The following is a 24,418-nucleotide window of genomic DNA, read 5'->3' on the forward strand; positions in this document are numbered from 1 at the left end:
ATTTGGAATATTCGTTGGGTTTTGGGAGCAACTACTGATAATAACCTAGCTAAAACACAAAGAAAAGTAAAGGGTATATAAACGATTTCTCCTCCCTTTACATTTTTTCATTTTTGCAGAAGGATTAATACAGCAATCGATACTGAAACTTACTGCAAAAATCAATTAAAAGGCCCAAAGGAAGAAGTTAATCAATTTTACACAAAATAAAAATGAGATTACCGTATTTTCACTTAAATCTAATTTTTTTTATTGTCTCAATTTTATAATGCTTTTTGACAACCTCCAAAAGAAAACATATACTTAATTATGAAAACGCTTTTATATAAAACGGAGGCAAACAGATGACACCAGAAATTGAATGGCTAGATACACCAACCGTTTTTCGTGTTGGACAGGTACCAGCTCACAGTGATCATAAGTACTATGCAACTCAAGCAGAAATGTTACAACAAAAAAGTTCATTTGAACAATCTTTGAATGGAACTTGGAAATTTAGTTACAGCACTAATGCAGCAAGTCGACCAAAAAATTTCTATCAGACTGACTTTGATGCAGAACAATTTGACACAATTCCAGTACCACAGCATATTGAATTATCAGGATATGAGCAATTACATTATATTAATACGATGTATCCTTGGGAAGGACATGAATATAGACGACCTGCTTTTTCAGATACTGATTTAAATCAGTATGCTGGAATGTTTAGTGATGCAGAATATAATCCAGTAGGTTCATATTTAAACCATTTTGACTTGGAACCAACTCTTCAAAATAAACGCGTTATTATCCGTTTTGAAGGTGTTGAACAGGCAATGTACGTCTGGTTGAATGGACATTTTCTAGGATACGCAGAAGATAGTTTTACACCAAGCGAATTTGACCTGACACCTTATTTAAAAGATAAGGATAATTGTTTGGCAGTTGAAGTGCATAAACGAAGTTCTGCAGCCTTCATTGAAGACCAAGACTTTTTCCGTTTCTTCGGAATTTTTCGTGATGTGACACTGTTAGCACAACCTGCAACACATTTAGATGATTTTTGGGTGATTCCTGATTACGATAGTGGACAAAAAACAGGACAAGTAGATTTACAACTTCATTTTAGTGGGGCAGAACAACGTGTCCGTGTCACATTCAAAGACCAAGATGCGGTGTTATTTAGCGATGAATTAATGAGTGGGTCAGATGTCGAAAAACACTACAATTTAGCACAACCAGTGACTGCTTGGCAGAATGACCGGCCTTATTTATATACATTACAATTAGAAATTTTAGATGCTGATGGGCAATTAATTGAAATTATCCAACAACCAGTTGGTTTTCGCAAAATTGAAATTAAGAATCGCGTGATGTTATTAAATGGTGAACGATTAATTATCAATGGTGTTAATCGTCATGAGTGGAACCCTAAATCAGGAAGAACCATTTCAGATAATGATGAAGCTTGGGATGTTGACTGTATGCAACGTAACAATATTAACGCAGTTCGGACGTCACATTATCCAGATCGATTATCTTTTTACAATCGTTGTGATCAGGCTGGTATTTATATGATGGCTGAAACCAACTTAGAATCACATGGTTCTTGGCAGAAAATGGGTGAAGTTGAGCCTTCTTGGAATGTGCCCGGCTCATCGGATCAATGGGAAGCAGCCGTTTTAGACCGCGCTAAAAGTAATTTTGAGTTATTTAAAAATCATCCCTCAGTTTTATTTTGGTCATTGGGTAACGAATCATACGCCGGCAGTGTCTTAGCGAAAATGAATGAGTACTATAAACAAAAAGATTCGACACGTTTAGTTCATTATGAAGGTGTTTTCCGTGCGCCTGAATACAAAGATGTCATTTCAGATGTTGAAAGTCGGATGTATGCAACACCAGCCGAAATTAAAGACTATCTAGAAAATTCACCACAAAAACCATTTATCTTGTGTGAGTATATGCATGATATGGGTAATTCATTGGGCGGGATGAAATCATATATTGATTTATTACAACAATATGAATCCTATCAAGGTGGTTTCATCTGGGACTTTATCGATCAAGCATTGTTAGTTGAAGATCCCGTCACAGGTCAAAATGAGTTGCGTTATGGTGGCGATTTTGATGATCGACCATCTGATTATGCATTTTCGGGTGATGGACTCGTTTTTGCCACACGTAATGAAAAACCAGCAATGCAGGAGGTAAAATACTATTATGGCACAGATAAATAAGCAGTTAACTGTCATTTACGGAGATGTCACACTCGGTTTAAAAGGAAATGATTTTCATTATATTTTCTCCTATCAAACGGGTGGCCCAGAATCTTTTAGAATTCAAGGTAAAGAGTGGCTTTATCGCTCACCAAAACCGACTTTTTGGCGTGCAACAACGGATAACGATCAGGGGAGTCAGTTTCCAGTAAAGTCAGGGATGTGGTTGGCCGCTGATCAATTCAGTAATTGTCAATCAGTTAAAGTTGCTATTAATGGTAAACCAATTGCGTTACCGATTGCACCAGAAAATAATCGTTACACTAACCATGAAGTCGCTGAAAAAGTGGCTATAAGTTATATCTATAACACACTGACTGTGCCGCAAACGCAAGTGACGGTCACTTATACTGTTGAAGCAACCGGAAAAATGAATGTTGCAGTTTCATACCAAGGAAAAGCTGGATTACCCTCATTACCTGTTTTTGGGTTGCGATTTATTATGCCCACACCAGCGACTCGTTTTTGTTACCAAGGATTATCAGGAGAAACTTATCCAGATAGAATGGCCGGAGGAATTCCAGGCCGATATGAAGTTCAAGGGTTACCAGTGACACCATACTTAGTTCCGCAAGATTGTGGTGTGCATATGCAAAATGATTGGGTAACTGTTTATCGACAGTCTGTTCTGGATAATCGTATGCAACAGGCTTCTGAAACGGGTTTAACATTCAGTGCGGTTGATCAACCAATTGCGTTTAGTTGTTTACCTTATACAGCTGAAGAATTAGAAAATGCGACACATCATAGCGAATTACCAGCGGAACATCGTACCGTTTTATCGATTCTAGGCGCCGTTCGAGGTGTTGGTGGTATTGATAGTTGGGGTAGTGATGTTGAGGATGACTATCAAATTGATGCGATGAAGGATATTGCTTACCAATTTAATATCACATTTGATTAATTTGCCTATCTACCATAACTATAGTAGACTGTAAATAATTAATAAACAGGGAGTGTGAAGTGCATTGGTAAATACAAATCGTTAATCGAATAACTGTCGACTAAACAAGGGACGAAGTGTGTCTTTTTATGCATGTTGACTATTCAAACGGTTTGCAATATCAATTCTTTTTCACATCTGAAAGAACCACTTTTTTTGATGGATAACGATTGAAGAGCATATAACTGTATGCTCTTTTTTTGTAGAATCAAATGGATAGTTTAGCGGTCGACCTCACAAAGAAATGAGGTAATTACTATAGGAACAATACAAATTAAACAATTAAGTTTTCAATATGATGGACAATTAGCACCAATTTTTAAAAATGTTGATTTACAATTAGATGCCAGCTGGAAGTTAGGTCTAATTGGTAGAAATGGTCGCGGAAAAACGACTTTATTTAGAATTTTACAAAATCAATTACAGTACCAAGGAAAGATTAGAACAGATTTAGAATTTCAGTATTTTCCTCAAACAGTTGTTAAACCAGAAGAGTCAGTGTGGCTGGTTATCAAGAGTATCACAGACTTACAAGACTATGATCAGTGGCAAATTTTAATCGAATTAGATAAACTTGGACTATCTGAAAAATTATTGACGGAACCATTTAATCAATTAAGTCCAGGACAGCAAACTAAGATATTATTAGCCAGCTTATTTGTTGGCGAAGGTAAATTTCAATTAATAGATGAACCGACTAATCATTTAGATGAAAACGGTCGAAAAATTATTTCTGATTATCTAAGACAAAAACAAGGATTTATTTTAATCAGTCATGATCGTTATTTTTTAAATAATATTATTGATCATGTTATTTCAATTGATCGCGCTAAAATCAGTCAATTTAAGGGTAATTATAATACGTGGGCTGACGAAAATACGTCACGAAATAATTGGGAATATAATGAAAAAGAAAAATTACAACATGATATTAAACGATTAGAAGGTGCTTCACGGAAAAAATCGGGTTGGGCTAATCAGACTGAGGCGAAAGTATCTGGTGCGACAGACAGAGGATTTATTAGCCACAAGGCAGCTAAATCTATGAAACGGGTACTAAGTATTAAAAAACGTGCCGATAAAGCAGTAGAAGAGAAAAAATCTTTACTTAAGAATATTGATGTGGCAGATCTTTTAACGTTGAATTTTGAAAAATTAGTGTCAGATAAGACTTTACTAGAGGTAATTGGCTTATCAGCATTTCGTAAACAATTGCCGGTAAATAAACCGGTAGATTTTAAATTAAAGATGGGAGAGCGCGTTATTCTTCAGGGTGAAAATGGTTCTGGTAAATCGAGCGTTATCGCTGCTATACTAGGTCAATTAAAGTATCAAGGGCAATACAAATTTGCAACACCTTTAAAAGTGAGCTGGTTACCGCAAAATTTTGATGGTTTATCTGGTTCTTTACAAGAATTCGCTGCAGAAAAAAATGTTTCTTATTCTTTAATGTTGGATACATTAAGAAAACTTGGTTTTGAACGTTATGAATTTGATAAAGATATCAGTCAAATGAGCATGGGCCAAAAGAGAAAAGTGGCTTTGAGTCGTTCGTTGGTTGAACCAGCAAATATATATATTTGGGATGAGCCACTTAATTATCTAGATGTTATCACGCGTCAACAAATTCAAGATGTTATTCTGGCTTTTCAACCACCGATGTTAATCATTGATCATGATAAAGAATTCGTTGAAAAGGTTGGAACAAAATTCGTTGAGATTGAACATTATTAGTGAATGGTTAATTAAAGGCATCCAATTTATACGTCTATTGATATCAAGATAGTCGTAATGATATACTGTTAAGAGCATAGTTATTTTAACTGTATACTGATTAGCGGGGCATACAGAATTAAAATCGACGTAAGTTGAATAATAAAAGATCAACTTTATTTGAAGGCATGTATTCATAATATGAATCTTTAACTTTGAAAGAAATTGTTAATTAATAGAGCAAGGAGGAAACATTAATGGCTGATAAAGCAAAGACTGATAGAGATAAAATGCTAGAAATTATCAAAAAGAAACAAACTGATGGCGGAAACTTCAATAAGAAGGCTACTGCTAGAAATGATCGTACTAAAATGCGTAAGGGTCCTAAGATTTTTAAATAGAGGTTTAGACTTAGCTCAGATAAATATCTGGGCTATTTTTTTAATCATTAAAATCTAGCATACTTTTACTGAATCAATTCCAATATATCTGCAGTAACTTCTTCAGCTGTAGCAGGACTACCACTACTAATCCATTGCAACATCGTTCGTAGAACGCCACCAAGAATGAACGTTTTTTGAGTATTATTTAGCCGACTGATACTAGGCGTATCTTTAAGAATCTTTTCAAAATAAGTATAAAAAGAATCTTCCAATAAATAAACAATATCATTTTTAATTAGGATATCCATAAATTCAGAATCATTATGCCAATAGTTAAAAGCTAGCTTGAAAATGTTTTTCAAACTAATTTCTGTTTGATTGGACTTGAGTTCGGCGTAAAACTGGTCAAATAAGTAATCGGACCGAGTTAGTAAAATCGCGTCCTTATTTTCAAAATTACGATAGAAAGTCAGCCGGGCAACTCCGGCTTTTTTTGTGATTTCAGTTATTGTGATTTCTTGATAAGATTTTATTTTTAATAAGTCAATTAAAGAATCAATAATCAAATTTTTACTTAATTTTGCTTGGTTATTTTCCGTCATTTTTTATATCTCCTTGAAGTGTAACAAATAACACGATTTTGTATCTTGTAAATCACGCGATAAATGATTAATATAAGTGTAACAAATGTAACACTTATAGCAAGAAAGATAAATGACACTTGAAGTATTTTATATAAAGTCATTAAAGTCGGAAAATTTATTAAACTAATTAAAAGAGGTTATTGAACATGAAAAAAATTTGTATTATATTTGATCATCCCTACACTGCAGACGCTGGATACAATGAATTGCACAATAGGAGTTATTCAGCGGCATTACTAGTTAGTGCTAAAGCAGCGTATGAAAAAGAGGGCTGTATTGTGGACGTAATTGATTTGCATAAAGATGGGTTTGATCCTGTAATGCACCAAGAAGACCTAATATCTTGGCGTAAGAAGATACCAACGGATTCTATGACGGCGAATTATCAAGAACGCCTCATGGCTGCAGATGAGCTTGTCTTTATTTTTCCAATCTGGTGGGAATCTATGCCAGCTATGATGAAGGGATTCTTTGACAAAGTTATTGCTAAAGGGATTCTTTATACAGAGCAGGAAAATAAAAAATTATTTAAAAATGAGATGGTTCATTTAAAGAAAGTTAAAATGGTTACAACTATGTCAACACCAGGTTGGATTTATCGAACTATCTTTGGAAATCCTGTGACTAAAATGGTATTTAGGGGAACATTCCGGAAGATGGGGTTTAACCAGTTGAAATGGTTTAACTTTGCTGCAGTTCAAGGAATGAAACTTGAAAAACGACAACAGTTGTTGAAGAAGTTTGAAAATAATATTGTGAAGTAAGAGGGTTCAACCTGATTGGGTAAATACAATTAGGTTGGCTCTTTTTTAATATCACTAGAACCGAATCTTTTGAATTTAGTTCAGTTAATTTAAGTAGTATAATACAATTGAATTATTAAGGAAGAAAAGGGCGTCAAATAGTGAATGGAGGGGCAAAATGATGACAGAACATGAAAAATTATTGGCAGGTCAAGATTATGATTATCGCGACCCAGAATTACAGGGTATGATTGCGGCGGGTAAAGAATTAGTCACTATAATCAATACGACAACTGACCTAGAGAAAAGAGCAACAGCAATTCACGAGTTGTTAGGGAAATCTGGGGAAGGACTCGTTATTAATGGTCAATTTAATACAGTTTATGGTAAACATATCACTGTTGGTGATGATGTTTTTATTAACGGTAATTGTACATTTCAAGATTCAAACAAAATCACATTAGGAGATCGTGTCATTGTCGCGCCAGACACGAAGTTATATTGTGGTGAACATGCATTAGATGCAACAAAACGTTTTGGAAAAAGACAAGATGGTAGTCGTTATTTAATTACTTATACTAAACCAATTACAATTGGAAACGATGTGTGGATAGGTGGAAATGTCACGATTATTGGTGGCGTTCATATTGGGGATAATGTGATTGTAGCAGCTGGTGCAGTGGTGACAAAAGATGTTCCTGACAATACAGTAGTGGGCGGCGTGCCCGCCAAAGTTATCAAACAATTAGAGCCATTAAAATAAGAAAATTTTTATATTAGGTGAGAGGAATGAGCAGGCTATTTTAGCATTTTTGCCTAGTATTAGATAATCAGCTAAATTAAAGAAACCTAAATTAGGTTGTAGGAGGGAAAAGTTAATGACAAGTATTGATGTTTTTGCACACGTTTTACCACCACATTTTTATAACGAGATGTTAGCTATTCAGCCGAACTTGCCAGAAAAAATGCCATTTATTAAACATCCCATATTGATTGATATTGAACAAAGACGCCTATTACGGAACAGAAATGTCCAACAAGTTATCTCAGCAGTCAACGTGAATCCTGAGGACTACGTAGGGCCAGAACAAGCAGCGGCATTATGCTGGCAAGCTAATAACGAAATAATTGAAATGGTTCAACAAAATGCAGACTTGTTTAAAGCGGGTATTGCAATGATACCTCTAAATAACATCGATGAAGCAACACGTATTATAAAAGAACAAGTGCTAAAAAATTCAGAATTAGTTGGCATTCAGTTATTTACGCGTGCCCTTGGAAAAAGTATTGCTGCAAAGGAATACCGGGTTATTTTTGAAATGGCTGCACAATTAAATATCCCAATTCTGTTACACCCAATTTTTGATGATCGTAAACCAGACAATAATATTATTTTTAGTTGGGAATATGAACTAGCGCAAGCAATGTTGCAATTAGTACAGTCAGGAATTTTTAATGACTATCCTACACTTAAAGTAATTGTTCATCATGCTGGGGCAATGGTGCCTTATTTTGCTGAACGAATTAACCATATTCTATCACCAGAACAGGCAGCTGATTTTAAACGTTTCTATGTAGATACTGCATTATTGGGCAATCCTAAAGCATTAGGGTTAGCAATTGATTATTATGGTGTTAGCCACGTACTGTTTGGAACTGATGCACCGTTAGGGATTGCGCCAGCTGGAGCAACGGATGCCATAATTGAAGCTTTAGATCAGTTGAATCTTTCGAAAGATGATCGAGCCCTGATTAATTATGGAAATTATAATCGTTTGATGGGATTGGGTGAATAAATGATAGAACTTAAGAATGCCCCATTATTAAGACTATTCAAACTTAAAATTAAGCTATCTGATCGTGAAAGATTTGAAAAAGCAGGGATGATTAATTTAACGACCTCAATTCAGCAAGAAAAAGGAACTTTGGCGATGTACAGTGTACATTTGGATGAGGCGGGTACTGAAAATATTGTGATTGAATCTTATCAAGACGAAGATCAATATCAAAAACATGCAAATTCGGCTCAATTTAAAATGTTTAGTAATATCGCATCTCAGGCAGTAATTGAAAAATCGATGATTAATTTATCCCCAGAATTACTGTTAGAAAAAACAACAGCCTTGCATGAATTGAAGCCTGACAGAGCTATACTCAAAGTAACAAGTATTGAAATAGAGCCGAATAGGGTTAAAGAATTTAGAGAAGTTTCATTGAATACTATGAAACAATCATTTGAAAATGAAGCAGGACTCTTAGTGACATACATTGCTTCTGTAGATGGAGATTTAAATCAATGGATTTTCGTTGAAATTTACCGGAGTGACGAGGATTACCAAGCTCATTTACAAACAATGAATTTTAAAAAATATGTAACAGAGACGAAAAAAATGGTGCTTAATAAACGAATAGAGACACCTGTAGCAGATGTTTTAGTTAATCAGGGTGGATTATTTTTTGAAAAATGAAGATAGAGCGGTAATCAAGTTAGTCGATTACAGTGCTATCTTTTTAATTTTCCGTAAACAAAAGAGGTGCTGATAAATTTTATCAGCACCTCTTATTAATAATCGAGTATCAATATAATTTAACCCCAGCGATTTGATTTTCTGGGTAAAACCATTAAAATAAAGAACCAAATACTACCGACTAATGGAACGAATTGGATTAAAATCCACCAACCAGAACGATCAGTATCATGTAAACGACGAACTGAAACAGCAAAGTTTGCAATCCAGACGATAAACATAACAATATTTCGACTTGTCATAAAAGTAAGTTCACTAAAATTATAAATCGAATCGATAGGATGGCCAACGAGTGACGTATAAAAATAAATAATAATTGCTCCTAGAATACTATTAATAATCGTAGGCCACCAATAGTCTGATCTATTCGATGTGTCAGAAAAATTAAAAATATTTTCCCAGAAATTTTTGTATGATTGAACCATATGCTTAATCCTCCTTTTTAAAACGTTTTATTTAGTTAAAAGACATCGTTAGATTATTAAATTAGTTAATCTGACGATGTTTATTTAATTATAGTATAAATAAATAGAAATTTATATTGATATGCTTGGTGCCAGAAATAATCAGCTAGTTGACTTAAGAAAATAATTATTATATTATGAAGTTAACTTCACATGAAGTATATTTCATATTGAAAGGTGTTCATTATGCAAAATAAAGTTAAAGAATACAGAACTAAGCTTGAATTAACACAGGAACAGTTAGCTGAGAAAGTTCAAGTTTCTAGTCGAACAATTATCTCACTTGAAAAAGGTAAATATAAGCCATCTATAATGTTGGCCTATCGTTTGAGTTTATTGTTTGATTGTCAGATTGAAGCGTTATTTCAGCTAAAGGAAAATTTAGAGATGGAGGAGAATTAAAATGAAAATCTATAGTTATCGACATTTTTTTGTAGGTTTATTTTTTATGTTTGTGGGGATTGCCTCAATTTGGATAATGAACTTAGATTTTAAAGATGCTTTTGATTGGTCAAAATTGATTAGATCATTTATTAATGTTGTCTTATCATTTGGAATTGCGGCCTATCAATTTTATATAACTTTTTCTAAAAAAGGACTGAAAGAAGAACAGCTGGAGAATGTGGATGAACGAAATAAGTTAATTGATCAGTCTGTGAACGCAATGATTGGAAAAATTATGAATAGCATGATTTTAATTCTAGCGTTTGGGTTTATCATTTTGTGGGCATTTCTAAAAGTAAGTACGTTATTATGGATTGGTGCACTACTTTTCTTTTTGTATACGAATATAATAATCATTTCAATAATATTAGCGATATACTACGAGAAAAAGCTTTAATAATAGAGGCGTAACAGGTTAGGAGATTTTTGGCATGAAGAAAAATATGTTAATATCAATCGGTTTTTTGATGGTAGTTTTTTTAGGTATCTTAGGATTTAAAACATTAATTCAAGTTAAAGATACACAACCGGCTAGTTGGGCAGAAATCAGTCGAATTCAACCGACAGAAAATATAAAATTAACCCAAAAATACAAAATTAACGCAGGAACAAATGGCTTACCAGTCCAAGCAAAAATAGTCGTCGGTGGTGATGCTATATTACCGCATAAAAATTATGCTACACCCGCTGATTGGACCATTAAAAAAGGGTCCAAAGATGCATCAAATATGAAAGTTGTATTTAATCTTAAAAATTCGAAAGTACGTGGCACTAAGGTACAATTAAATACGTCAGATGCGTATTCTGGAGGACCAATGCCTGCCACGGTTCCAATTGAGATTGGACAAATTCAAGGCAAATTACAAGAAGAATATGGTCATTTTAAGGAAACGGCAACTATTGAAATTGGAGATAACACTTGGTATCTAAGCGTTATCCTTGAACCTAAAGTTAATTCAATTCACTATCTTTATTATCGAATTGAAGACACAAGTAGTGTTAGTGATTCGACAATTGTCGTTGATTATATGACTAAACTTAGGGCAGCTCAACAAAATCCCGCGGGACTAATGAATGATTTGGGTGATGTTGAAGCGGTCATTAAAACACTTTCTAAAACATCTGTGGCGTCTTAACCTATGCTATAATTTAAAGACATAGAATTATCTGAGAAAATGAGCAAAGAGAAAGGATTATATGAATCCACAATCAGTTTTAAAAGAAAAATTTGGGTACGACAATTTTCGCCAAGGTCAAAAAGAAGTTATTGATCGTATTCTAACGGGTGAAGATGTTTTAGCTATTATGCCTACAGGCGGCGGAAAATCGCTATGTTACCAAATTCCAGCACTTATATTAGATGGACTAACGTTAGTGATATCTCCTTTAATTTCTTTAATGAAGGATCAAGTTGATGCTTTAAATGAAAATGGCATTCCAGCAACCTTTATCAATAGTACGCTAGATTACACGGAGGTTCGTGAACGCTTTAATCAAGCTGCTCGTGGTGAAGTTAAGTTACTTTATGTGTCACCAGAACGATTAGATTCTGATGGTTTTATGGCAGATTTAGCGGAATTAAGAATTGATCTTGTCGCTATTGATGAAGCGCACTGTATCTCACAATGGGGGCACGATTTCCGTCCTAGTTATTTACGCTTAACGGAAACGATTCAACGTTTGAATTCGAATCCGACGATTATTGCATTAACAGCGACAGCGACAACTCAAGTAGCTGCGGATATTATGCAACGATTATCGATTATACATGAAGTTAAAACTGGGTTTTCACGTGAAAATTTAGCCTTCCAAGTCGTTAAAGATCAAAATAGTGATCGTTTCTTACTCGAGTATTTAAAGGGACAGAAACAACAATCTGGTATTATTTATGCAAGTACGCGTAAAGAAGTCGAACGGTTAACGAAATTAATAAAAAAAGCTAAGATTAAAGTGGCGATGTATCACGGCGGGTTGCAAGAAGATGAACGTCGTCAGAATCAGGAAGACTTCTTGTACGATCGTGTTCAGGTAATGATTGCGACGAATGCATTTGGGATGGGAATTGATAAAAGTAATGTTCGATTTGTAATCCATGATCAGATACCTGGTAGTTTAGAAGCTTATTATCAAGAAGCCGGACGTGCTGGACGAGATGGCTTGCCAAGTGAAGCAATTTTACTTTTTAATTTAAAAGATGTTCAGATTCAACATTTTTTCATTGACCAATCTGAAATGGATGATGTTAATAAAAAACATGAGTATTTAAAATTACAAGAAATGACGCAATACGCAAACACGCAACAGTGTTTACAACAGACAATTGTGAATTATTTTGGCGATGAAGCACCAGAATGTGGCCGTTGCGGCAATTGCTTGGATACACGAGATGCACAAGATATTTCGATTGATGCCCAAAAGGTTTTATCATGTGTAAAACGGATGGGTGAACATTTTGGTAAAGGGTTAGTCGCACAAGTTTTAACAGGTTCAAAAGTCCAAAAGGTGATGCAGTTTAGATTTGATGAATTACCTACGTATGGACTGATGAAAGATCAATCGCAGAAGGAAGTTTCTGGATTGATTGATTATTTAGTTGCGTCAGGTTTTTTACAGGCTTCAAGCGGCCAATATCCGGTTCTGCAACTTGCTGCAGAAGGAGTTGGCGTCTTAAAAGGTGAAACTAAAGTTACACGTAAAATGGCTGTAAAAGTTAAACAAGCATTACCTGAAGATAATGAACTATTTGAAGAATTAAGACAATTACGTCGCGAATTAGCAGAGGAACAAGGTGTACCGCCATTTGTTATCTTCTCTGATAAAACGTTATATTCAATGTGTGAGGTTATGCCGGAAACGTTAACTGATATGTTGGATGTTAAAGGTGTTGGTGAAAGTAAATTGGAAAAATATGGTGAGTTGTTCTTAGATATATTAAACGCAGAAGATTAAATTCTTGAAGGAGAGTTCATATGACAATTTATGAGTATTGGCAAGCATTTAAAAAGGCAAATAAAATTGAACATGATAATTATGATGCATGGTCATTTGGCGTCACTAAGAAAGAAACGTTAGAATTAGGTAAATTAGTTTTAGATGGTCTTAAAACAGGGACATCGTCAGCTTATAATTTATATTTTGATGAAGAACCTTTACCAAAAGTTGGCGATTACAATGTCATTGTTGATTATAAAGATAATCCAATGGCGATTACGAAAACAATAAAAGTTTATGTGACACCATTTAACGAAGTTACAGAAGAGCATGCTTTTCTTGAAGGCGAAGGCGATAGAAATTTAGCTTATTGGCGAAGTGTTCATCAATCTTTTTTTGAAGAAGAATTAGAAAGTGTTAATAAGACATTTGATGAGACAATGCCAGTGGTTTGTGAGGAATTTGAATTAGTTTTTCCGATTGAAACAACGGAGGTTTAAGCAAATGAAAATCGAACACGTTGGTTTATGGGTAGAAAATCTTGAAGCAATGCGTGATTTTTATGTGACTAATTTTAAGGCAACTTTTGGTGTGCGTTATGACAATGGGACTAAAGGATTTTCGTCATACTTTTTGAGCTTTCCAGATGGTCAAGCAAGATTAGAAATTATGACGAGAACGGATATTACAGATCGCTATCCTGATGGATTTGGTTATGCACATTTAGCCTTTTCTGTTGAGAATCATGTGACCGTTGATCAAATGGTGATTGATTTTAAAAAATCTGGAATAGAAGTTGTTAGTGGCCCTCGGACAACAGGGGATGGCTATTATGAAGCAGTCATTTTGGACCCTGAAGGAAACAAAATTGAACTTGTAGGTTAAAAAATAAGATTGAATCACGAGAAGGTCACCCCGGAAATGGGGTGACCTTTTTGAGTTTGAAATTTAATTTGGTGCATACTGTATGAGTCGGCTATAATTAATGAAAACGGTTAAATAGAAATGGAGATAAGAACAATGAATTTTGGAATTATTGGTTACGGTAATATTGCAAAGCGATTTTATGAAAGTATTCGATATACAAAAAATGGACAAGTTACAGCAATTGGATCAAAGTCATTATTTAATGACGATGTGTTTAAAGCGAATAATCCAGATATAACCATTTATGATTCATATCAAGCTCTTTTAGGCGATGATTCGATTGATGGCGTTTATATCGCATTGCCACATATGTTGCATAAAGAGTGGTCACTAAAGGCGTTGAAGCTAAATATTCCGGTATTTTGTGAAAAACCGGCTGTACTAACAACGACAGATATGAAAGAAATTGAATTAGCTTCAAGTGAAAATCAAACCTTATTTGTTGAAGCGTTTAAAACAAAATTTAACATCGGTATGGATCATTTAAAACAAGATTTAGCTTCAATCGGACCCATCCAAACCATGTCAGCTAACTTTTGTTCTAATGCCATTCCATCTCAAAAAGCAACTTCATATTTACTTCAAAAAGGACAGGGTGGTGCTTTGAACGATATCGGTACTTATCCAATTGGTTTTGTGTTAGAAATTTTAGGTTCAGATATTTCGCATATTGAATCAAAATTAGACATGCATAATGGGATTGATGAAAAATTTTCAGCAACGATACATTTTGAAAAAGGCGCTCAGGCACTCATTGAAGGCGCAATAAATGAAGCTAAACCGCGAGTTGCGATTATTGTTGGGCAACAAGGTCGTATCGTTATTCCAATGTATAATCGAATTGAAAAATATACGATTGAATTAAATGATGGACAAAAAATTAATCGGGACTATAGTATCGTTGGAGATGATATGACGCTTGAAATTCAAGCTTTTATTAATCTAGTTGAAATTGGTGCAAAGACTTGTGAGCGACATAGCCTACAGGATACGTTTAATATTATTCAGGTTATTGAAAAAATAAGGCAAGGTGAGTAAGCCTTTAAACTAACTTTGACAGCGCTTACTATATTTGATATACTTAATTTGTCAAATAAGGGCTGTAACTGATTCGATCAGGCATTACCTATTGATAACTATTTGTTTAGTTATCAATAGGTAATTTTTTTGAAAAAAACTAGTAAAACCTCTATTTGAAATAGTTCACAGATACATAAGTTAAACAAAAAACTTTGAAGGAGTGTATTAATATGTATAAAACAGATTATCCAAAAGGGTTTAAAAAAGGTTTCTTATGGGGTGGCGCAACAGCTGCAAACCAAGTTGAAGGTGGCTGGGATTTAGATGGCAAAGGGATGACTACTGCTGAAGTTATTCGTAAATCTGAAAAAAGAACAGAAATGAATCTTGGTTCTGTCACAATGAAAGTCATTGAAGAAGCGATGGACGATAAAACCACTGACCATTATCCAAAACGTCGTGGGATTGATTTCTATCATAATTATAAAGAAGATATTAAATTATTTGCAGAAATGGGTTTTAAAACATACCGGATGTCTATGGCATGGGCACGAATTTTTCCAAATGGTAATGAAACGGAACCCAATGAAGCTGGGTTAGCATTTTATGACCGCGTTTTTGATGAGTTAGCTAAGTATGATATTGAACCTGTTGTCACATTATCGCATTATGAAATGCCACTTGATTTGACAGTTAAACAAAATGGGTGGGTAAGCCGTGACACAATTGCTAGTTTTACACATTACACGGACGTTGTACTTAACCGTTTTAAAGATAAGGTTAAATATTGGTTAACGTTTAACGAAATTAATGTTAGCTCATTTGGTTTCATGGAAACGGGTGCTGTTGACAGTGAATTAACACAGAGAGAACAATTACAAATTCGGTATCAAGCTGTTCATCACCAATTTATCGCAAGTGCTTTGGTAGTTGAACAAGCACGGAAAATTAATCCTGATTTTGTGGTAGGTTGTATGCTTGCTAGAATGCAAACTTATCCATCAACGCCTAATCCAGCAGATGTTCGTGCCGCTCAAGAAAATGATAATTTAAACTTGTTCTTCACCGATGTTCAAGTCCGCGGCGAATACCCTGAATACATGAACCGCTATTTCAAAGAAAATGATGTTCATATTGTGATGGAGCCAGGGGATGAAGCTATTCTTAAAATGGGCAAAGTTGCGTTCCTTAGTTTTAGTTATTATATGTCAACGGTCACTTCAGCTGGCAAAACGGGTGATACATCGTTAGGAAATATGATTAATGGTGAAAAAAATCCTTACTTAGAAACAAGTGACTGGGGTTGGCAAATTGATCCCATTGGATTAAGAATCACATTGAATGCAATGTGGGATCGTTACCGTGTGCCACTATTTATTGTTGAAAATGGAATTGGGGCCCTAGATAAGTTAGGCGATGATGGCAAAGTTCATGATGACTATCGCATTAAGTATCTTGAAGAACATATCATTCAAATGAAAGAAGCTGTTATGGATGGTGTTGATTTAATGGGGTACACAATGTGGGGCTGCATTGATTTAATTAGCGCATCAACTTCAGAAATGAGTAAACGTTATGGGTTCATTTATGTTGATCAAGATGACGATGGAAATGGCTCATTGAAACGTTACAAGAAAGATAGTTTTGATTGGTATAAACAAGTTATTGAGACAAATGCTAGTGATATATAAAGGGAGATAATATGATGAATTTAGATGAAATAAAGAATGGGTTAGTTGTTTCTTGTCAGGCACTAGAAGGTGAACCATTATTTAGTTCATTTATCATGGGGAGAATGGCCCTTGCAGCTGAGATGGGTGGTGCTGTGGGGATACGAGCAAATTCAGTTTCTGATATTGTAGAAATTAAAAAACAAGTAAAATTACCGTTGATTGGCATAATCAAACGAGATTATGCAGATTCAGAAGTCTATATTACAGCAACGATGAAAGAAGTAGATGAATTACTGGAAACTGACGCTGAGATTATTGCATTAGATGCAACGGTTAGACAACGGCCTCATAATGAAAAGGTAACTGATTTAGTCAATAAAATTCATGAAGGAAATAGATTAGCCATGGCAGATATTTCTAATTATGAAGAAGGCGTTATGGCTGAAAAAAATGGATTTGATATGGTTTCTACAACGATGTCAGGATATACAGAATATACGGACGAAAGGGATAGCCCAGATTTTGATTTACTAGAAAAGTTAATTAAAAATCTTAAAATCCCTGTTATTATGGAGGGTCATACAACGACTCCAGAAGAAGTTAAGAGAGCATTTGATATTGGCGCATTTTCGGCAGTTGTCGGTGGCGTTATTACAAGACCTAAACAAATAACACAACTATTTGTTGATAAAATAAGTTAAATAAATCTTCTAATGATTGATGAACAGCGAATATGCTGTGAATTGTTATTAGAAGATTTTTCTGTAATAATAGGGTTAAAATTTACTCTAATTAAAATTAATCCAATTCAATTAATGTTAATAAAATAGCTTTATTTTACTGTGTTTATAGAAAATAAATTTCTATTTAACAAATCATGACATAAGTGGTATTCTTATAACATGATAAAAACTGAGAGAGAAAAGATGTCAGATGGTGAACCGTATGAGCAGTTGGATCCTGAACTAGTTGAACGACGAGAACTGATTCGGAGAAAACTGCGGACAATTAACCAGCTTGACGATAATAAGCAACAAAATACAAATATTAAAGCATTATTGGCTGATTCCGGTGAAGACTTTTGGGCCGAAACGGGAATCGAATTTGATTATGGATTTAATATTCATATCGGAAATCACTTTTATGCGAACTACCATTTAACGATGTTGGACACTTGTCCAATCACAATTGGTGATCATTGTTACATTGGACCAGACGTTGGATTTTACACGCCAGTACACCCCTTATCTGCAAAATTACGTGATGCGGATGTTGAAATGGGTAAACCAATTACGGTTGGTGATAGTGTCTGGATGGGTGGACACGTCACGATTTTACCAGGAGTTACGATTGGTAATCGAGTCGTTGTCGGCGCTGGATCTGTGGTCACAAAATCGTTTGGTGATGATCTCGTAATTGCGGGTAACCCGGCACGAATTATTCGTTATCTAGATGATAACGGTGACGTGAGTCCAGGTAAGTGATTCGATAGAATATTATAATTTACGTTATGAGTATTTGTATAAGATAGCAAAGCTAACAAGCACGCTGTGCAGATATCCCTAGTGGAGAAACTGTATCAGTGTGCTTTTTTTGTGCAATTAAAAGCAGAATTATCGGAGTGAGTACGGCGATGAATTAAAGATCGTGCTCTAAAATTTAGGAGGAAATTTTTATTTTAGAAAAACAGAATATCGACAAAAAAATGTTTTTACCGACTGTGGCATTATTTATTTTAGTATCAGTTGGATTATTACTCGGTGGGTCTGGTTTGAAGGCAGAATTAGGTTCAATAATGGATGCTATTACGGCCCACTTGAGTTGGGCTTACCTTGGTATCTATATTCTCAATTTTGTTTTCTTTTTATATATTGCATTAAGCCATTATGGCAAAATTACATTGGGTAATAAAGGCGAAAAGCCGGCATACAGTGATTTTAAATGGGGTAGTATGGTATTTGCGACGGCCATTGATGCCAGTATTTTAATGCTTAGCATGGTTGATCCACTTCGCTACGTGCAACAACCTTTGTTTGGTGCTAAAGCGATGTCTCCTGCTAATTATCAAAATGCTCACATGTTAGGTCAATTTGATTGGGGTCCAATGGCGTGGATGATGTTTGCATCTTCAGCTGTAATTATTTCATACGTTATGTACGTTAAAAAAGCGAAAGTTATGTGTGTTAGTGATGTGATTCCTATGTTAAAAGGGGATCAGCCTTATAAAAAAATCTTACGAAAAATAATTGATTTTCTTGTCGTTTTCGGTATTATGGGCGGTGTTGGTTCATCAGTTGGGATGGAAATACCTGTATTATCAAAAATTATCGCAACATTAACGGGAGTCCAAGATACAATACTTTTAAAATTAGCATTATTTGTTGTCCTGTTCAGCATTTTCACGTTAACCATGTTTAAAGGAATTAAGGGTGGGATTGATCGATTGAGTTCAGCTCATATTTGGACAGCCATTGGCTTTTTGTTAATTGTTCTGTTAGTTGGACCAACGGTTTATATTTTGAAGTCAGAAGGTAACAGTCTTGTACTGATGGTTACTCAGTTTGTAGCAATGAGTACAGGGACAGCTTCAGGATTAGGTCATGCGATTGACCCTGTTAAATCGGAAACTATTTTCTATTGGGGTTGGTGGTTAACTTTCATGCCATTCATGGGCTTATTCATTGCTAGAATTTCGCGTGGACGAACGATTCGTCAGGTGATATTAGGGATGCTTGCGTATGGTGCTTTAGGATGTATGAGTTTCTACGCAATCTTAGGTGGTTATTCACTCTATTTACAACAAAGTGGAGCTGCTGATTTAATTCATACACTGAATGTATATGGTCAAGCTGCAGCAATTGCACAAGTTATTTCAACATTGCCATTTAAATACGTAATGTTAGTTATCTATGCGATTTCATGTTTTATCTTCTTAGCAACGACGATTTCATCATCTGCATTTATCGTGTCGTCGTTTACTAGTACAAAACTCAAACCGACAGAGCAACCAAGTTTGTTTAACCGCTTGGTTTGGATGGGAATTTTCATGTTATTCTCATTTGGTATCGTCTTCGTTGGTGGTTTTAAAACAATCCAAGCTATCTGTTTATTAGCTGGGTTCCCATTAATTTTTGTGTCACTGTTATTGATTATTTCAACGTGGCAGTACTTAGCCGAAGATCGTTCAACGGAAAGTGCTCATGATTCATTGGTTAAAATTTTTGGAAAATTAAAGAAGAACTTAGTTTCTTATCAACATGTGATACATGATAGTAATAATTAAATATAAAGAGGCCACTCCGTTATTATGGAGTGGCTTTTTAGTACCCATTTTTAGTATTATGTTATAACCTACGCTGTTCCCAATTAAAAAGAGACGTAAGTCTTACCTTAGAGCCTTCTAAATCTATCAATATTAAAATCTAAATATTTGAAAAATATGAAATAAAAACATATGATAATATAGATAATAAATTGATACAGACTAATAAAAACCATAACTAAATAAAAGAGGGTAACTAAATGAACTTTGAAGATGATATTCCAACAATTACGACTACGGAACTTGACCTATTATTAGCACAAAAGCCACAGATTATTGATGTTCGAGAAGATGACGAGTTTGCTGAAGGCCATATTCCTGGGTCAATTAATATTCCGTTAGATGAAGTTGACGATTATGAATTAACAGGTAAAGCATATATTATTTGTCGATCAGGACGTCGTAGTGCACAAGCTGCAGATATCCTATTTGAAAAAGGTTATGATGTTGTTGATGTATATGGCGGAATGCTTAGCTGGCAAGGTTCAACAGTTACAGGTAGTTAAACGTTTTCAGTGATAACATATTTTTATTAAAATCGGGGACGTATTACTTGTGTATACGCCTCTTTTTACATTATAATAAGTCAAATAAACATTTATGTATTAGAAATCAATAATTTTTTGCTTTATTTTGGGTGGGAACTAAGGCGATCTATAACTAGGAGGGTCAAAATGATTGAGTTAAGTGGGACTTTCAACAAATTAAATCAGTTGTTGAGCTTGTATGGGAAACAAGATGGACTAATGAACATTAAACAATTGGGGACAATTGATACTTATTATCTAAATGCGATCGAACAGTTGAACAGTCCAACAATTGGACGCGTTTCAAAATTGTTGAATCAATCAACGCCAAATACGAATTACCATTTGAAAAAATTAATCACATTAGGATTAGTGGAAAAAAAGGCTGATATAACAGATAAACGAGTTGTTCACTTATCTGTTACGGATAAGTATAAAGGTCTAACAACTTTTAATAGTGACTTTTGGAATCAATTGGAAAGTAAATTGGAAACGCAAGTTACAGGGCAGGATCTTGCAACGTTCAGACGCGTTTTAAAAGAGACAATTAGTCAGATTGAATCGATGGAATAAGTTAAATAAATAGAAATTATTTAAGAAAATGGCGTACTTAATTAATGAGCATGCAGTATAATTGAATACATCGATACCTAGTAAGAACGATAATTGCATCGTTCTTTTTATTTTCGGTAAAGATGATTTAACGCTTGCGATATAAATTTTAATGAGGTATGATAAGTAAATGGAAACGAACAGATGTTCTACTATTGAGAGGATGGTTACTAACTATGGCTAACAGAAGTATTGCAACCGGAGACGGCAAAAGAAAAGACGGTAAAGAACGCGAAGCAGCACTAGAAAAAGCGTTATCAGCAATTACAAAAGAATTCGGACAAGGTGCCATCATGAAGATGGGGGACAAAGCTGACACGAAGATTGATGTTACTTCAACTGGGATTTTATCATTGGATTACGCATTGGGAGTTGGTGGTTTTCCTAAAGGCCGTATTGTTGAAATATACGGACCAGAAAGTTCTGGTAAAACAACAATTGCACTTCATGCAACAGCAGAAGTCCAAAAAAATGGTGGTACAGTTGCTTATATCGATGCTGAAAATGCCATGGATCCCGCATATGCAACAGCATTAGGTGTTGATATTGATGGATTACTATTATCACAGCCAGATACTGGTGAACAAGGATTAGAAATTGCAGATGCTTTGGTATCCAGTGGTGCCGTTGATCTTGTCGTTATCGATTCAGTTGCAGCTTTAGTTCCTCGTGCAGAAATTGAAGGCGAAATGGGTGACGCTCATGTTGGGTTACAAGCTCGTATGATGTCACAAGCTCTCCGTAAATTGGCTGGTTCAATCAACAAAACAAGAACAACTGTTATTTTTATTAATCAATTACGTGAAAAAGTTGGTGTCATGTTCGGTAGCCCTGAAACAACACCAGGTGGCCGTGCCTTAAAATTCTACGCAACAATTCGCTTAGATGTTCGTCGCCGTGGACAAATTAAAGATGGTACGGATGTCATTGGTAATGAAACAACTATTAAAGTTGTTAAAAACAAGGTAGCACCACCATTTAAGATTGCTGAATTAAATATGATGTACGGGTCAGGTATCTCAGCTACTGCTGATATCTTAGATCTTGCTGTTGAAAATGGTATTGCTGAAAAAGCTGGGTCATGGTTCTCATACCATGGCGAACGTTTAGGTCAAGGTAAACCAAATGTCGTTAATATTTTGGAACAAAAACCTGATATGTTACATGATATGGACCAAGAAGTTCGTGCAAAATTATTTGCACCCGATGAAGAACCTGCTAAAGAAGTTAAGGAAGAATCAGCAGCACCAAAGAAAACAACTAAAAAAGTTAAAAAAGCTGACGATGCTCCAGTGTTAGATTCAAAAATCGAAACATTAGATTTACCAGAAGCTTAATAAAAAAAATAGTAAAGTGAACCTCCAGTATTGGACCAATCCAATACTGGAGGTTTTTTTATAATTAATCAAACAAAAAAGGTAGAAGAAGTATAGTAAGTAGAAGTTATCTACTTATATACTTCTTCTACCTTCTCCATTAGTCATTTGGCTTAATGATATTGCATGAATATCATTAATTTTAACGGTGATATGATTGATAATTATATTATCTTCATACCAGCCATTAATGAGTCCCTGTATAGGTTCTAAAAGTGTATCATCCAAATTTTTATTAGTGAGATCAACAGTGACAGGGGTGGATTTAATGATTGCCAAATTGATTACTTCTGCAATTTTAGTATCATTCATCTTAATGTCATGTGTTAATTTCTGTTTTCGTGTCTCTTCGTTTAATTTTTTTGTTCGAGCCGATGTATGGTCGCTTAAATAGAATCCTTGCCATTTCATCATACCGCGATCGTGATAATCATATTTTAAAAATTGATTTATCAAATTTGCATCAACATCAGTTGTTTTACTCATAGGTATTACCCCCAGCATGGCCACCGACTAACCCAGCGCGATAAATAGCTGTTGCACCTTCAGACTTACTGGAAAGTTTTACGATCGATTTAAAACCATATTTTTTTCGTATGATGTCAATGGTATTGTCCAAGTTGTGATTCTTTTGTTCCGTATTATTAGTGTCAAACATGTCTAATTGTTGACTATTATCGTCAACTAATTTGCCACACGAAATACTAATATGTCTTAGAGCTTCATGACGCCATTTTTTTCGAAATAGGTCGATGGCATATTTTGTGATTTGGGCATTACTATTTGTTGAATCAATTTTTAATGAACTACCAAAGCCTGAATATCTTTTTCCAGAATCTGTCGTTTCGGCTAAAGAAAATCCAATGCCTAAATTAATGACAGTAGCCACTTTGTGATGAGAACGTAATCGTGCTGCTACTTGTTCTGCAATTTCACGAATAACGACTTCAATTTCAGATTGGATAACATAGTCTTTTGGTAAGACTTGGCTATTACCATAGGATTTTTCCTTGGGGGTATATTTATCATGAATGATTGAACGATCAATTCCCCAAGAAAACGCAAATAATTGGCTACCAATTACGCCAAATTTGTTTTTTAATTCATATGGGTTGAAGTGAGCTAAATCGTTCATTGAATTGATATGATTTTTTTGTAATTTTTCGGCAGTTTTAGATCCAATTGACCAGATATCGTCAAGTTGTGTTATTGGCCATAACTTATCGGGGACGTCTTCATAATGCCATTCAGCAATTAAACTATGGTTATGTTTTGCTTCAATATCCAGAGCTAATTTAGCAAGAAGTGGATTATCACCAATACCAACGGTTGTATAAATTCCTGTTTCCCCTTTGACCGCAAGTTGAATTTTACGAGCAACTTCATAGGGACTATTTCCGAAAAGTTTCCAACTAGTCGTCATATCAATAATTGACTCATCGATAGAGTATGGGTGAATATCGTCATTTGAGGCAAATTGTTGAAATAGCTTATTGATTTTTAAGTTCTCTTCTATGTAAAGATTCATTCTGGGTTGGGCAACAACTAAACGTTTATCATGAATTGGAACATCAGTAGCTCGTGATACGTTTGTGATACCAAATATTTTCTTAGCCATAGGGCTAGCAGCTAGTACTAACCCGCTACCTGTATTCTTTGCTGTAGACATAACAACGAGAATAGAGCGTAATGGATTAAGACCGCGTGCAACTGATTCGACAGAAGCATAGAAAGATTTTGAATCAATCATAAAGATGACTTTTCTAGGTTCGTTACTATAATTGTACATTCGAGGAAACCTCCTTAACATATATCCAATTATACGAACATACGTTTCTTTAGTCAATGATATTTAGTCAAGCGGTGCTATAAATAATAAAAAGAATAACTTATACCTTTATATTTAA

At 34.8% G+C, this 24,418-nt stretch carries 26 protein-coding genes; 22 read left to right on the top strand and 4 right to left on the bottom strand.

Annotation, left to right across the window (positions count from 1 at the left end; genetic code table 11):
- Positions 1–344 precede the first annotated feature (344 nt).
- From AC1RPJ_RS03985 to AC1RPJ_RS04000, 4 genes are all read left to right on the top strand, one after another.
- Positions 345–2,222: a glycoside hydrolase family 2 TIM barrel-domain containing protein gene (locus tag AC1RPJ_RS03985; protein WP_481761603.1), complete on the top strand. Its 1,878-nt coding sequence runs from the start codon at positions 345–347 to the stop codon at positions 2,220–2,222.
- Entirely contained in the window at positions 2,206–3,165 is a 960-nt protein-coding gene (locus AC1RPJ_RS03990; RefSeq protein WP_481761602.1) for a beta-galactosidase small subunit, read from the top strand. The genes AC1RPJ_RS03985 and AC1RPJ_RS03990 overlap by 17 nt, the downstream gene beginning before the upstream one ends.
- Positions 3,166–3,477: 312 nt before the next feature.
- Positions 3,478–4,938 (top strand): ribosomal protection-like ABC-F family protein, encoded by a 1,461-nt coding sequence (abc-f, locus tag AC1RPJ_RS03995; protein ID WP_481762188.1) that lies wholly within the window; start codon positions 3,478–3,480, stop codon positions 4,936–4,938.
- A gap of 236 nt (positions 4,939–5,174) precedes the next feature.
- A complete protein-coding gene (locus tag AC1RPJ_RS04000; protein ID WP_409022043.1) occupies positions 5,175–5,318 on the top strand; it encodes a hypothetical protein in 144 nt (47 codons plus the stop codon).
- Between the two features lie 65 nt (positions 5,319–5,383).
- On the opposite strand, the gene AC1RPJ_RS04005 is transcribed toward AC1RPJ_RS04000, so the two are convergent.
- Positions 5,384–5,902: a TetR/AcrR family transcriptional regulator gene (locus tag AC1RPJ_RS04005; protein WP_481761601.1), complete on the bottom strand. Its 519-nt coding sequence runs from the start codon at positions 5,900–5,902 to the stop codon at positions 5,384–5,386.
- Between the two features lie 188 nt (positions 5,903–6,090).
- On the opposite strand from AC1RPJ_RS04005, the gene AC1RPJ_RS04010 reads away from it, so the two are divergent.
- The 4 genes from AC1RPJ_RS04010 (at position 6,091) to AC1RPJ_RS04025 (ending at position 9,155) form a co-directional block, all read left to right on the top strand.
- Positions 6,091–6,708 (top strand): NAD(P)H-dependent oxidoreductase, encoded by a 618-nt coding sequence (locus AC1RPJ_RS04010; protein ID WP_481761600.1) that lies wholly within the window; start codon positions 6,091–6,093, stop codon positions 6,706–6,708.
- 157 nt (positions 6,709–6,865) lie between these two features.
- Positions 6,866–7,450 carry a sugar O-acetyltransferase gene (locus AC1RPJ_RS04015; protein ID WP_481761599.1) on the top strand — a complete coding sequence of 195 codons (585 nt, stop codon included), beginning with the start codon at positions 6,866–6,868 and terminating at the stop codon, positions 7,448–7,450.
- 115 nt (positions 7,451–7,565) lie between these two features.
- Positions 7,566–8,483 (top strand): amidohydrolase family protein, encoded by a 918-nt coding sequence (locus AC1RPJ_RS04020; RefSeq protein ID WP_481761598.1) that lies wholly within the window; start codon positions 7,566–7,568, stop codon positions 8,481–8,483.
- On the top strand, positions 8,484–9,155 hold the full coding sequence (locus tag AC1RPJ_RS04025; RefSeq protein ID WP_481761597.1) for a putative quinol monooxygenase: 672 nt from the start codon (positions 8,484–8,486) through the stop codon (positions 9,153–9,155).
- Between the two features lie 119 nt (positions 9,156–9,274).
- Here the strand turns inward: AC1RPJ_RS04025 and AC1RPJ_RS04030 are convergent, their stop codons facing one another.
- The gene (locus AC1RPJ_RS04030; protein ID WP_481761596.1) at positions 9,275–9,640 is read right to left on the bottom strand and encodes a DUF805 domain-containing protein; all 366 of its coding nucleotides are present in this window, start codon (positions 9,638–9,640) and stop codon (positions 9,275–9,277) included.
- 225 nt (positions 9,641–9,865) lie between these two features.
- Here AC1RPJ_RS04030 and AC1RPJ_RS04035 point away from each other — a divergent pair, with 225 nt between their 5' ends.
- The 14 genes from AC1RPJ_RS04035 to recA all read left to right on the top strand — a co-directional run bounded on the left by AC1RPJ_RS04035 (position 9,866) and on the right by recA (position 22,472).
- Positions 9,866–10,081, top strand: coding sequence for a helix-turn-helix transcriptional regulator (locus AC1RPJ_RS04035; protein WP_481761595.1), 216 nt, complete (start codon positions 9,866–9,868; stop codon positions 10,079–10,081).
- 1 nt (position 10,082) lies between these two features.
- Complete coding sequence (locus AC1RPJ_RS04040) at positions 10,083–10,520, top strand: hypothetical protein (protein ID WP_481761594.1); 438 nt, start codon at positions 10,083–10,085, stop codon at positions 10,518–10,520.
- A 34-nt stretch (positions 10,521–10,554) separates the two neighbouring features.
- Positions 10,555–11,259, top strand: coding sequence for a hypothetical protein (locus AC1RPJ_RS04045; protein ID WP_481761593.1), 705 nt, complete (start codon positions 10,555–10,557; stop codon positions 11,257–11,259).
- A gap of 61 nt (positions 11,260–11,320) precedes the next feature.
- Positions 11,321–13,072, top strand: a complete 1,752-nt coding sequence (gene recQ / locus AC1RPJ_RS04050; RefSeq protein ID WP_481761592.1) for a DNA helicase RecQ — start codon at positions 11,321–11,323, stop codon at positions 13,070–13,072.
- A 20-nt stretch (positions 13,073–13,092) separates the two neighbouring features.
- Positions 13,093–13,554, top strand: coding sequence for an ASCH domain-containing protein (locus AC1RPJ_RS04055; RefSeq protein ID WP_481761591.1), 462 nt, complete (start codon positions 13,093–13,095; stop codon positions 13,552–13,554).
- A 4-nt stretch (positions 13,555–13,558) separates the two neighbouring features.
- Positions 13,559–13,939 (top strand): VOC family protein, encoded by a 381-nt coding sequence (locus AC1RPJ_RS04060; protein WP_481761590.1) that lies wholly within the window; start codon positions 13,559–13,561, stop codon positions 13,937–13,939.
- 135 nt (positions 13,940–14,074) lie between these two features.
- Complete coding sequence (locus AC1RPJ_RS04065) at positions 14,075–15,019, top strand: Gfo/Idh/MocA family protein (protein ID WP_481761589.1); 945 nt, start codon at positions 14,075–14,077, stop codon at positions 15,017–15,019.
- A 212-nt stretch (positions 15,020–15,231) separates the two neighbouring features.
- The gene (locus tag AC1RPJ_RS04070; protein ID WP_481761588.1) at positions 15,232–16,692 is read left to right on the top strand and encodes a glycoside hydrolase family 1 protein; all 1,461 of its coding nucleotides are present in this window, start codon (positions 15,232–15,234) and stop codon (positions 16,690–16,692) included.
- 11 nt (positions 16,693–16,703) lie between these two features.
- Positions 16,704–17,375 carry an N-acetylmannosamine-6-phosphate 2-epimerase gene (locus AC1RPJ_RS04075; protein WP_481761587.1) on the top strand — a complete coding sequence of 224 codons (672 nt, stop codon included), beginning with the start codon at positions 16,704–16,706 and terminating at the stop codon, positions 17,373–17,375.
- A gap of 201 nt (positions 17,376–17,576) precedes the next feature.
- Positions 17,577–18,158 (top strand): sugar O-acetyltransferase, encoded by a 582-nt coding sequence (locus tag AC1RPJ_RS04080; RefSeq protein ID WP_409022058.1) that lies wholly within the window; start codon positions 17,577–17,579, stop codon positions 18,156–18,158.
- Positions 18,159–18,379: 221 nt separating this feature from the next.
- The gene (locus AC1RPJ_RS04085; protein ID WP_481761586.1) at positions 18,380–19,957 is read left to right on the top strand and encodes a BCCT family transporter; all 1,578 of its coding nucleotides are present in this window, start codon (positions 18,380–18,382) and stop codon (positions 19,955–19,957) included.
- A gap of 239 nt (positions 19,958–20,196) precedes the next feature.
- A complete protein-coding gene (locus tag AC1RPJ_RS04090) occupies positions 20,197–20,502 on the top strand; it encodes a rhodanese-like domain-containing protein (protein ID WP_481761585.1) in 306 nt (101 codons plus the stop codon).
- A gap of 168 nt (positions 20,503–20,670) precedes the next feature.
- Entirely contained in the window at positions 20,671–21,096 is a 426-nt protein-coding gene (locus tag AC1RPJ_RS04095) for a MarR family winged helix-turn-helix transcriptional regulator (RefSeq protein WP_409022061.1), read from the top strand.
- Between the two features lie 215 nt (positions 21,097–21,311).
- Complete coding sequence (gene recA, locus AC1RPJ_RS04100; RefSeq protein WP_481761584.1) at positions 21,312–22,472, top strand: recombinase RecA; 1,161 nt, start codon at positions 21,312–21,314, stop codon at positions 22,470–22,472.
- A 114-nt stretch (positions 22,473–22,586) separates the two neighbouring features.
- Here the strand turns inward: recA and AC1RPJ_RS04105 are convergent, their stop codons facing one another.
- Together AC1RPJ_RS04105 and AC1RPJ_RS04110 are read right to left on the bottom strand one after the other, a co-directional pair.
- Positions 22,587–22,997, bottom strand: coding sequence for a hypothetical protein (locus AC1RPJ_RS04105; RefSeq protein WP_481761583.1), 411 nt, complete (start codon positions 22,995–22,997; stop codon positions 22,587–22,589).
- Entirely contained in the window at positions 22,990–24,300 is a 1,311-nt protein-coding gene (locus tag AC1RPJ_RS04110) for a Y-family DNA polymerase (protein ID WP_481761582.1), read from the bottom strand. The genes AC1RPJ_RS04105 and AC1RPJ_RS04110 overlap by 8 nt, the downstream gene beginning before the upstream one ends.
- Between the last annotated feature and the right edge of the window lie 118 nt (positions 24,301–24,418).

Source organism: Dellaglioa sp. CoH-57-MRSF-17, assembly GCF_056782015.1.

Excerpts from the sequence above, each read along its gene's own strand:
- AC1RPJ_RS03985 (WP_481761603.1), top strand. The coding sequence starts at position 345 with ATGACACCAGAAATTGAATGGCTAGATACACCAACCGTTTTTCGTGTT.
- AC1RPJ_RS03990 (WP_481761602.1), top strand. The coding sequence starts at position 2,206 with ATGGCACAGATAAATAAGCAGTTAACTGTCATTTACGGAGATGTCACA.
- AC1RPJ_RS04000 (WP_409022043.1), top strand. The coding sequence starts at position 5,175 with ATGGCTGATAAAGCAAAGACTGATAGAGATAAAATGCTAGAAATTATC.
- AC1RPJ_RS04005 (WP_481761601.1), bottom strand. The coding sequence starts at position 5,902 with ATGACGGAAAATAACCAAGCAAAATTAAGTAAAAATTTGATTATTGAT.
- AC1RPJ_RS04010 (WP_481761600.1), top strand. The coding sequence starts at position 6,091 with ATGAAAAAAATTTGTATTATATTTGATCATCCCTACACTGCAGACGCT.
- AC1RPJ_RS04015 (WP_481761599.1), top strand. The coding sequence starts at position 6,866 with ATGATGACAGAACATGAAAAATTATTGGCAGGTCAAGATTATGATTAT.
- AC1RPJ_RS04020 (WP_481761598.1), top strand. The coding sequence starts at position 7,566 with ATGACAAGTATTGATGTTTTTGCACACGTTTTACCACCACATTTTTAT.
- AC1RPJ_RS04025 (WP_481761597.1), top strand. The coding sequence starts at position 8,484 with ATGATAGAACTTAAGAATGCCCCATTATTAAGACTATTCAAACTTAAA.
- AC1RPJ_RS04030 (WP_481761596.1), bottom strand. The coding sequence starts at position 9,640 with ATGGTTCAATCATACAAAAATTTCTGGGAAAATATTTTTAATTTTTCT.
- AC1RPJ_RS04035 (WP_481761595.1), top strand. The coding sequence starts at position 9,866 with ATGCAAAATAAAGTTAAAGAATACAGAACTAAGCTTGAATTAACACAG.
- AC1RPJ_RS04040 (WP_481761594.1), top strand. The coding sequence starts at position 10,083 with ATGAAAATCTATAGTTATCGACATTTTTTTGTAGGTTTATTTTTTATG.
- AC1RPJ_RS04045 (WP_481761593.1), top strand. The coding sequence starts at position 10,555 with ATGAAGAAAAATATGTTAATATCAATCGGTTTTTTGATGGTAGTTTTT.
- recQ (WP_481761592.1), top strand. The coding sequence starts at position 11,321 with ATGAATCCACAATCAGTTTTAAAAGAAAAATTTGGGTACGACAATTTT.
- AC1RPJ_RS04055 (WP_481761591.1), top strand. The coding sequence starts at position 13,093 with ATGACAATTTATGAGTATTGGCAAGCATTTAAAAAGGCAAATAAAATT.
- AC1RPJ_RS04060 (WP_481761590.1), top strand. The coding sequence starts at position 13,559 with ATGAAAATCGAACACGTTGGTTTATGGGTAGAAAATCTTGAAGCAATG.
- AC1RPJ_RS04065 (WP_481761589.1), top strand. The coding sequence starts at position 14,075 with ATGAATTTTGGAATTATTGGTTACGGTAATATTGCAAAGCGATTTTAT.
- AC1RPJ_RS04070 (WP_481761588.1), top strand. The coding sequence starts at position 15,232 with ATGTATAAAACAGATTATCCAAAAGGGTTTAAAAAAGGTTTCTTATGG.
- AC1RPJ_RS04075 (WP_481761587.1), top strand. The coding sequence starts at position 16,704 with ATGATGAATTTAGATGAAATAAAGAATGGGTTAGTTGTTTCTTGTCAG.
- AC1RPJ_RS04080 (WP_409022058.1), top strand. The coding sequence starts at position 17,577 with ATGATAAAAACTGAGAGAGAAAAGATGTCAGATGGTGAACCGTATGAG.
- AC1RPJ_RS04085 (WP_481761586.1), top strand. The coding sequence starts at position 18,380 with ATGTTTTTACCGACTGTGGCATTATTTATTTTAGTATCAGTTGGATTA.
- AC1RPJ_RS04090 (WP_481761585.1), top strand. The coding sequence starts at position 20,197 with ATGAACTTTGAAGATGATATTCCAACAATTACGACTACGGAACTTGAC.
- AC1RPJ_RS04095 (WP_409022061.1), top strand. The coding sequence starts at position 20,671 with ATGATTGAGTTAAGTGGGACTTTCAACAAATTAAATCAGTTGTTGAGC.
- recA (WP_481761584.1), top strand. The coding sequence starts at position 21,312 with ATGGCTAACAGAAGTATTGCAACCGGAGACGGCAAAAGAAAAGACGGT.
- AC1RPJ_RS04105 (WP_481761583.1), bottom strand. The coding sequence starts at position 22,997 with ATGAGTAAAACAACTGATGTTGATGCAAATTTGATAAATCAATTTTTA.
- AC1RPJ_RS04110 (WP_481761582.1), bottom strand. The coding sequence starts at position 24,300 with ATGTACAATTATAGTAACGAACCTAGAAAAGTCATCTTTATGATTGAT.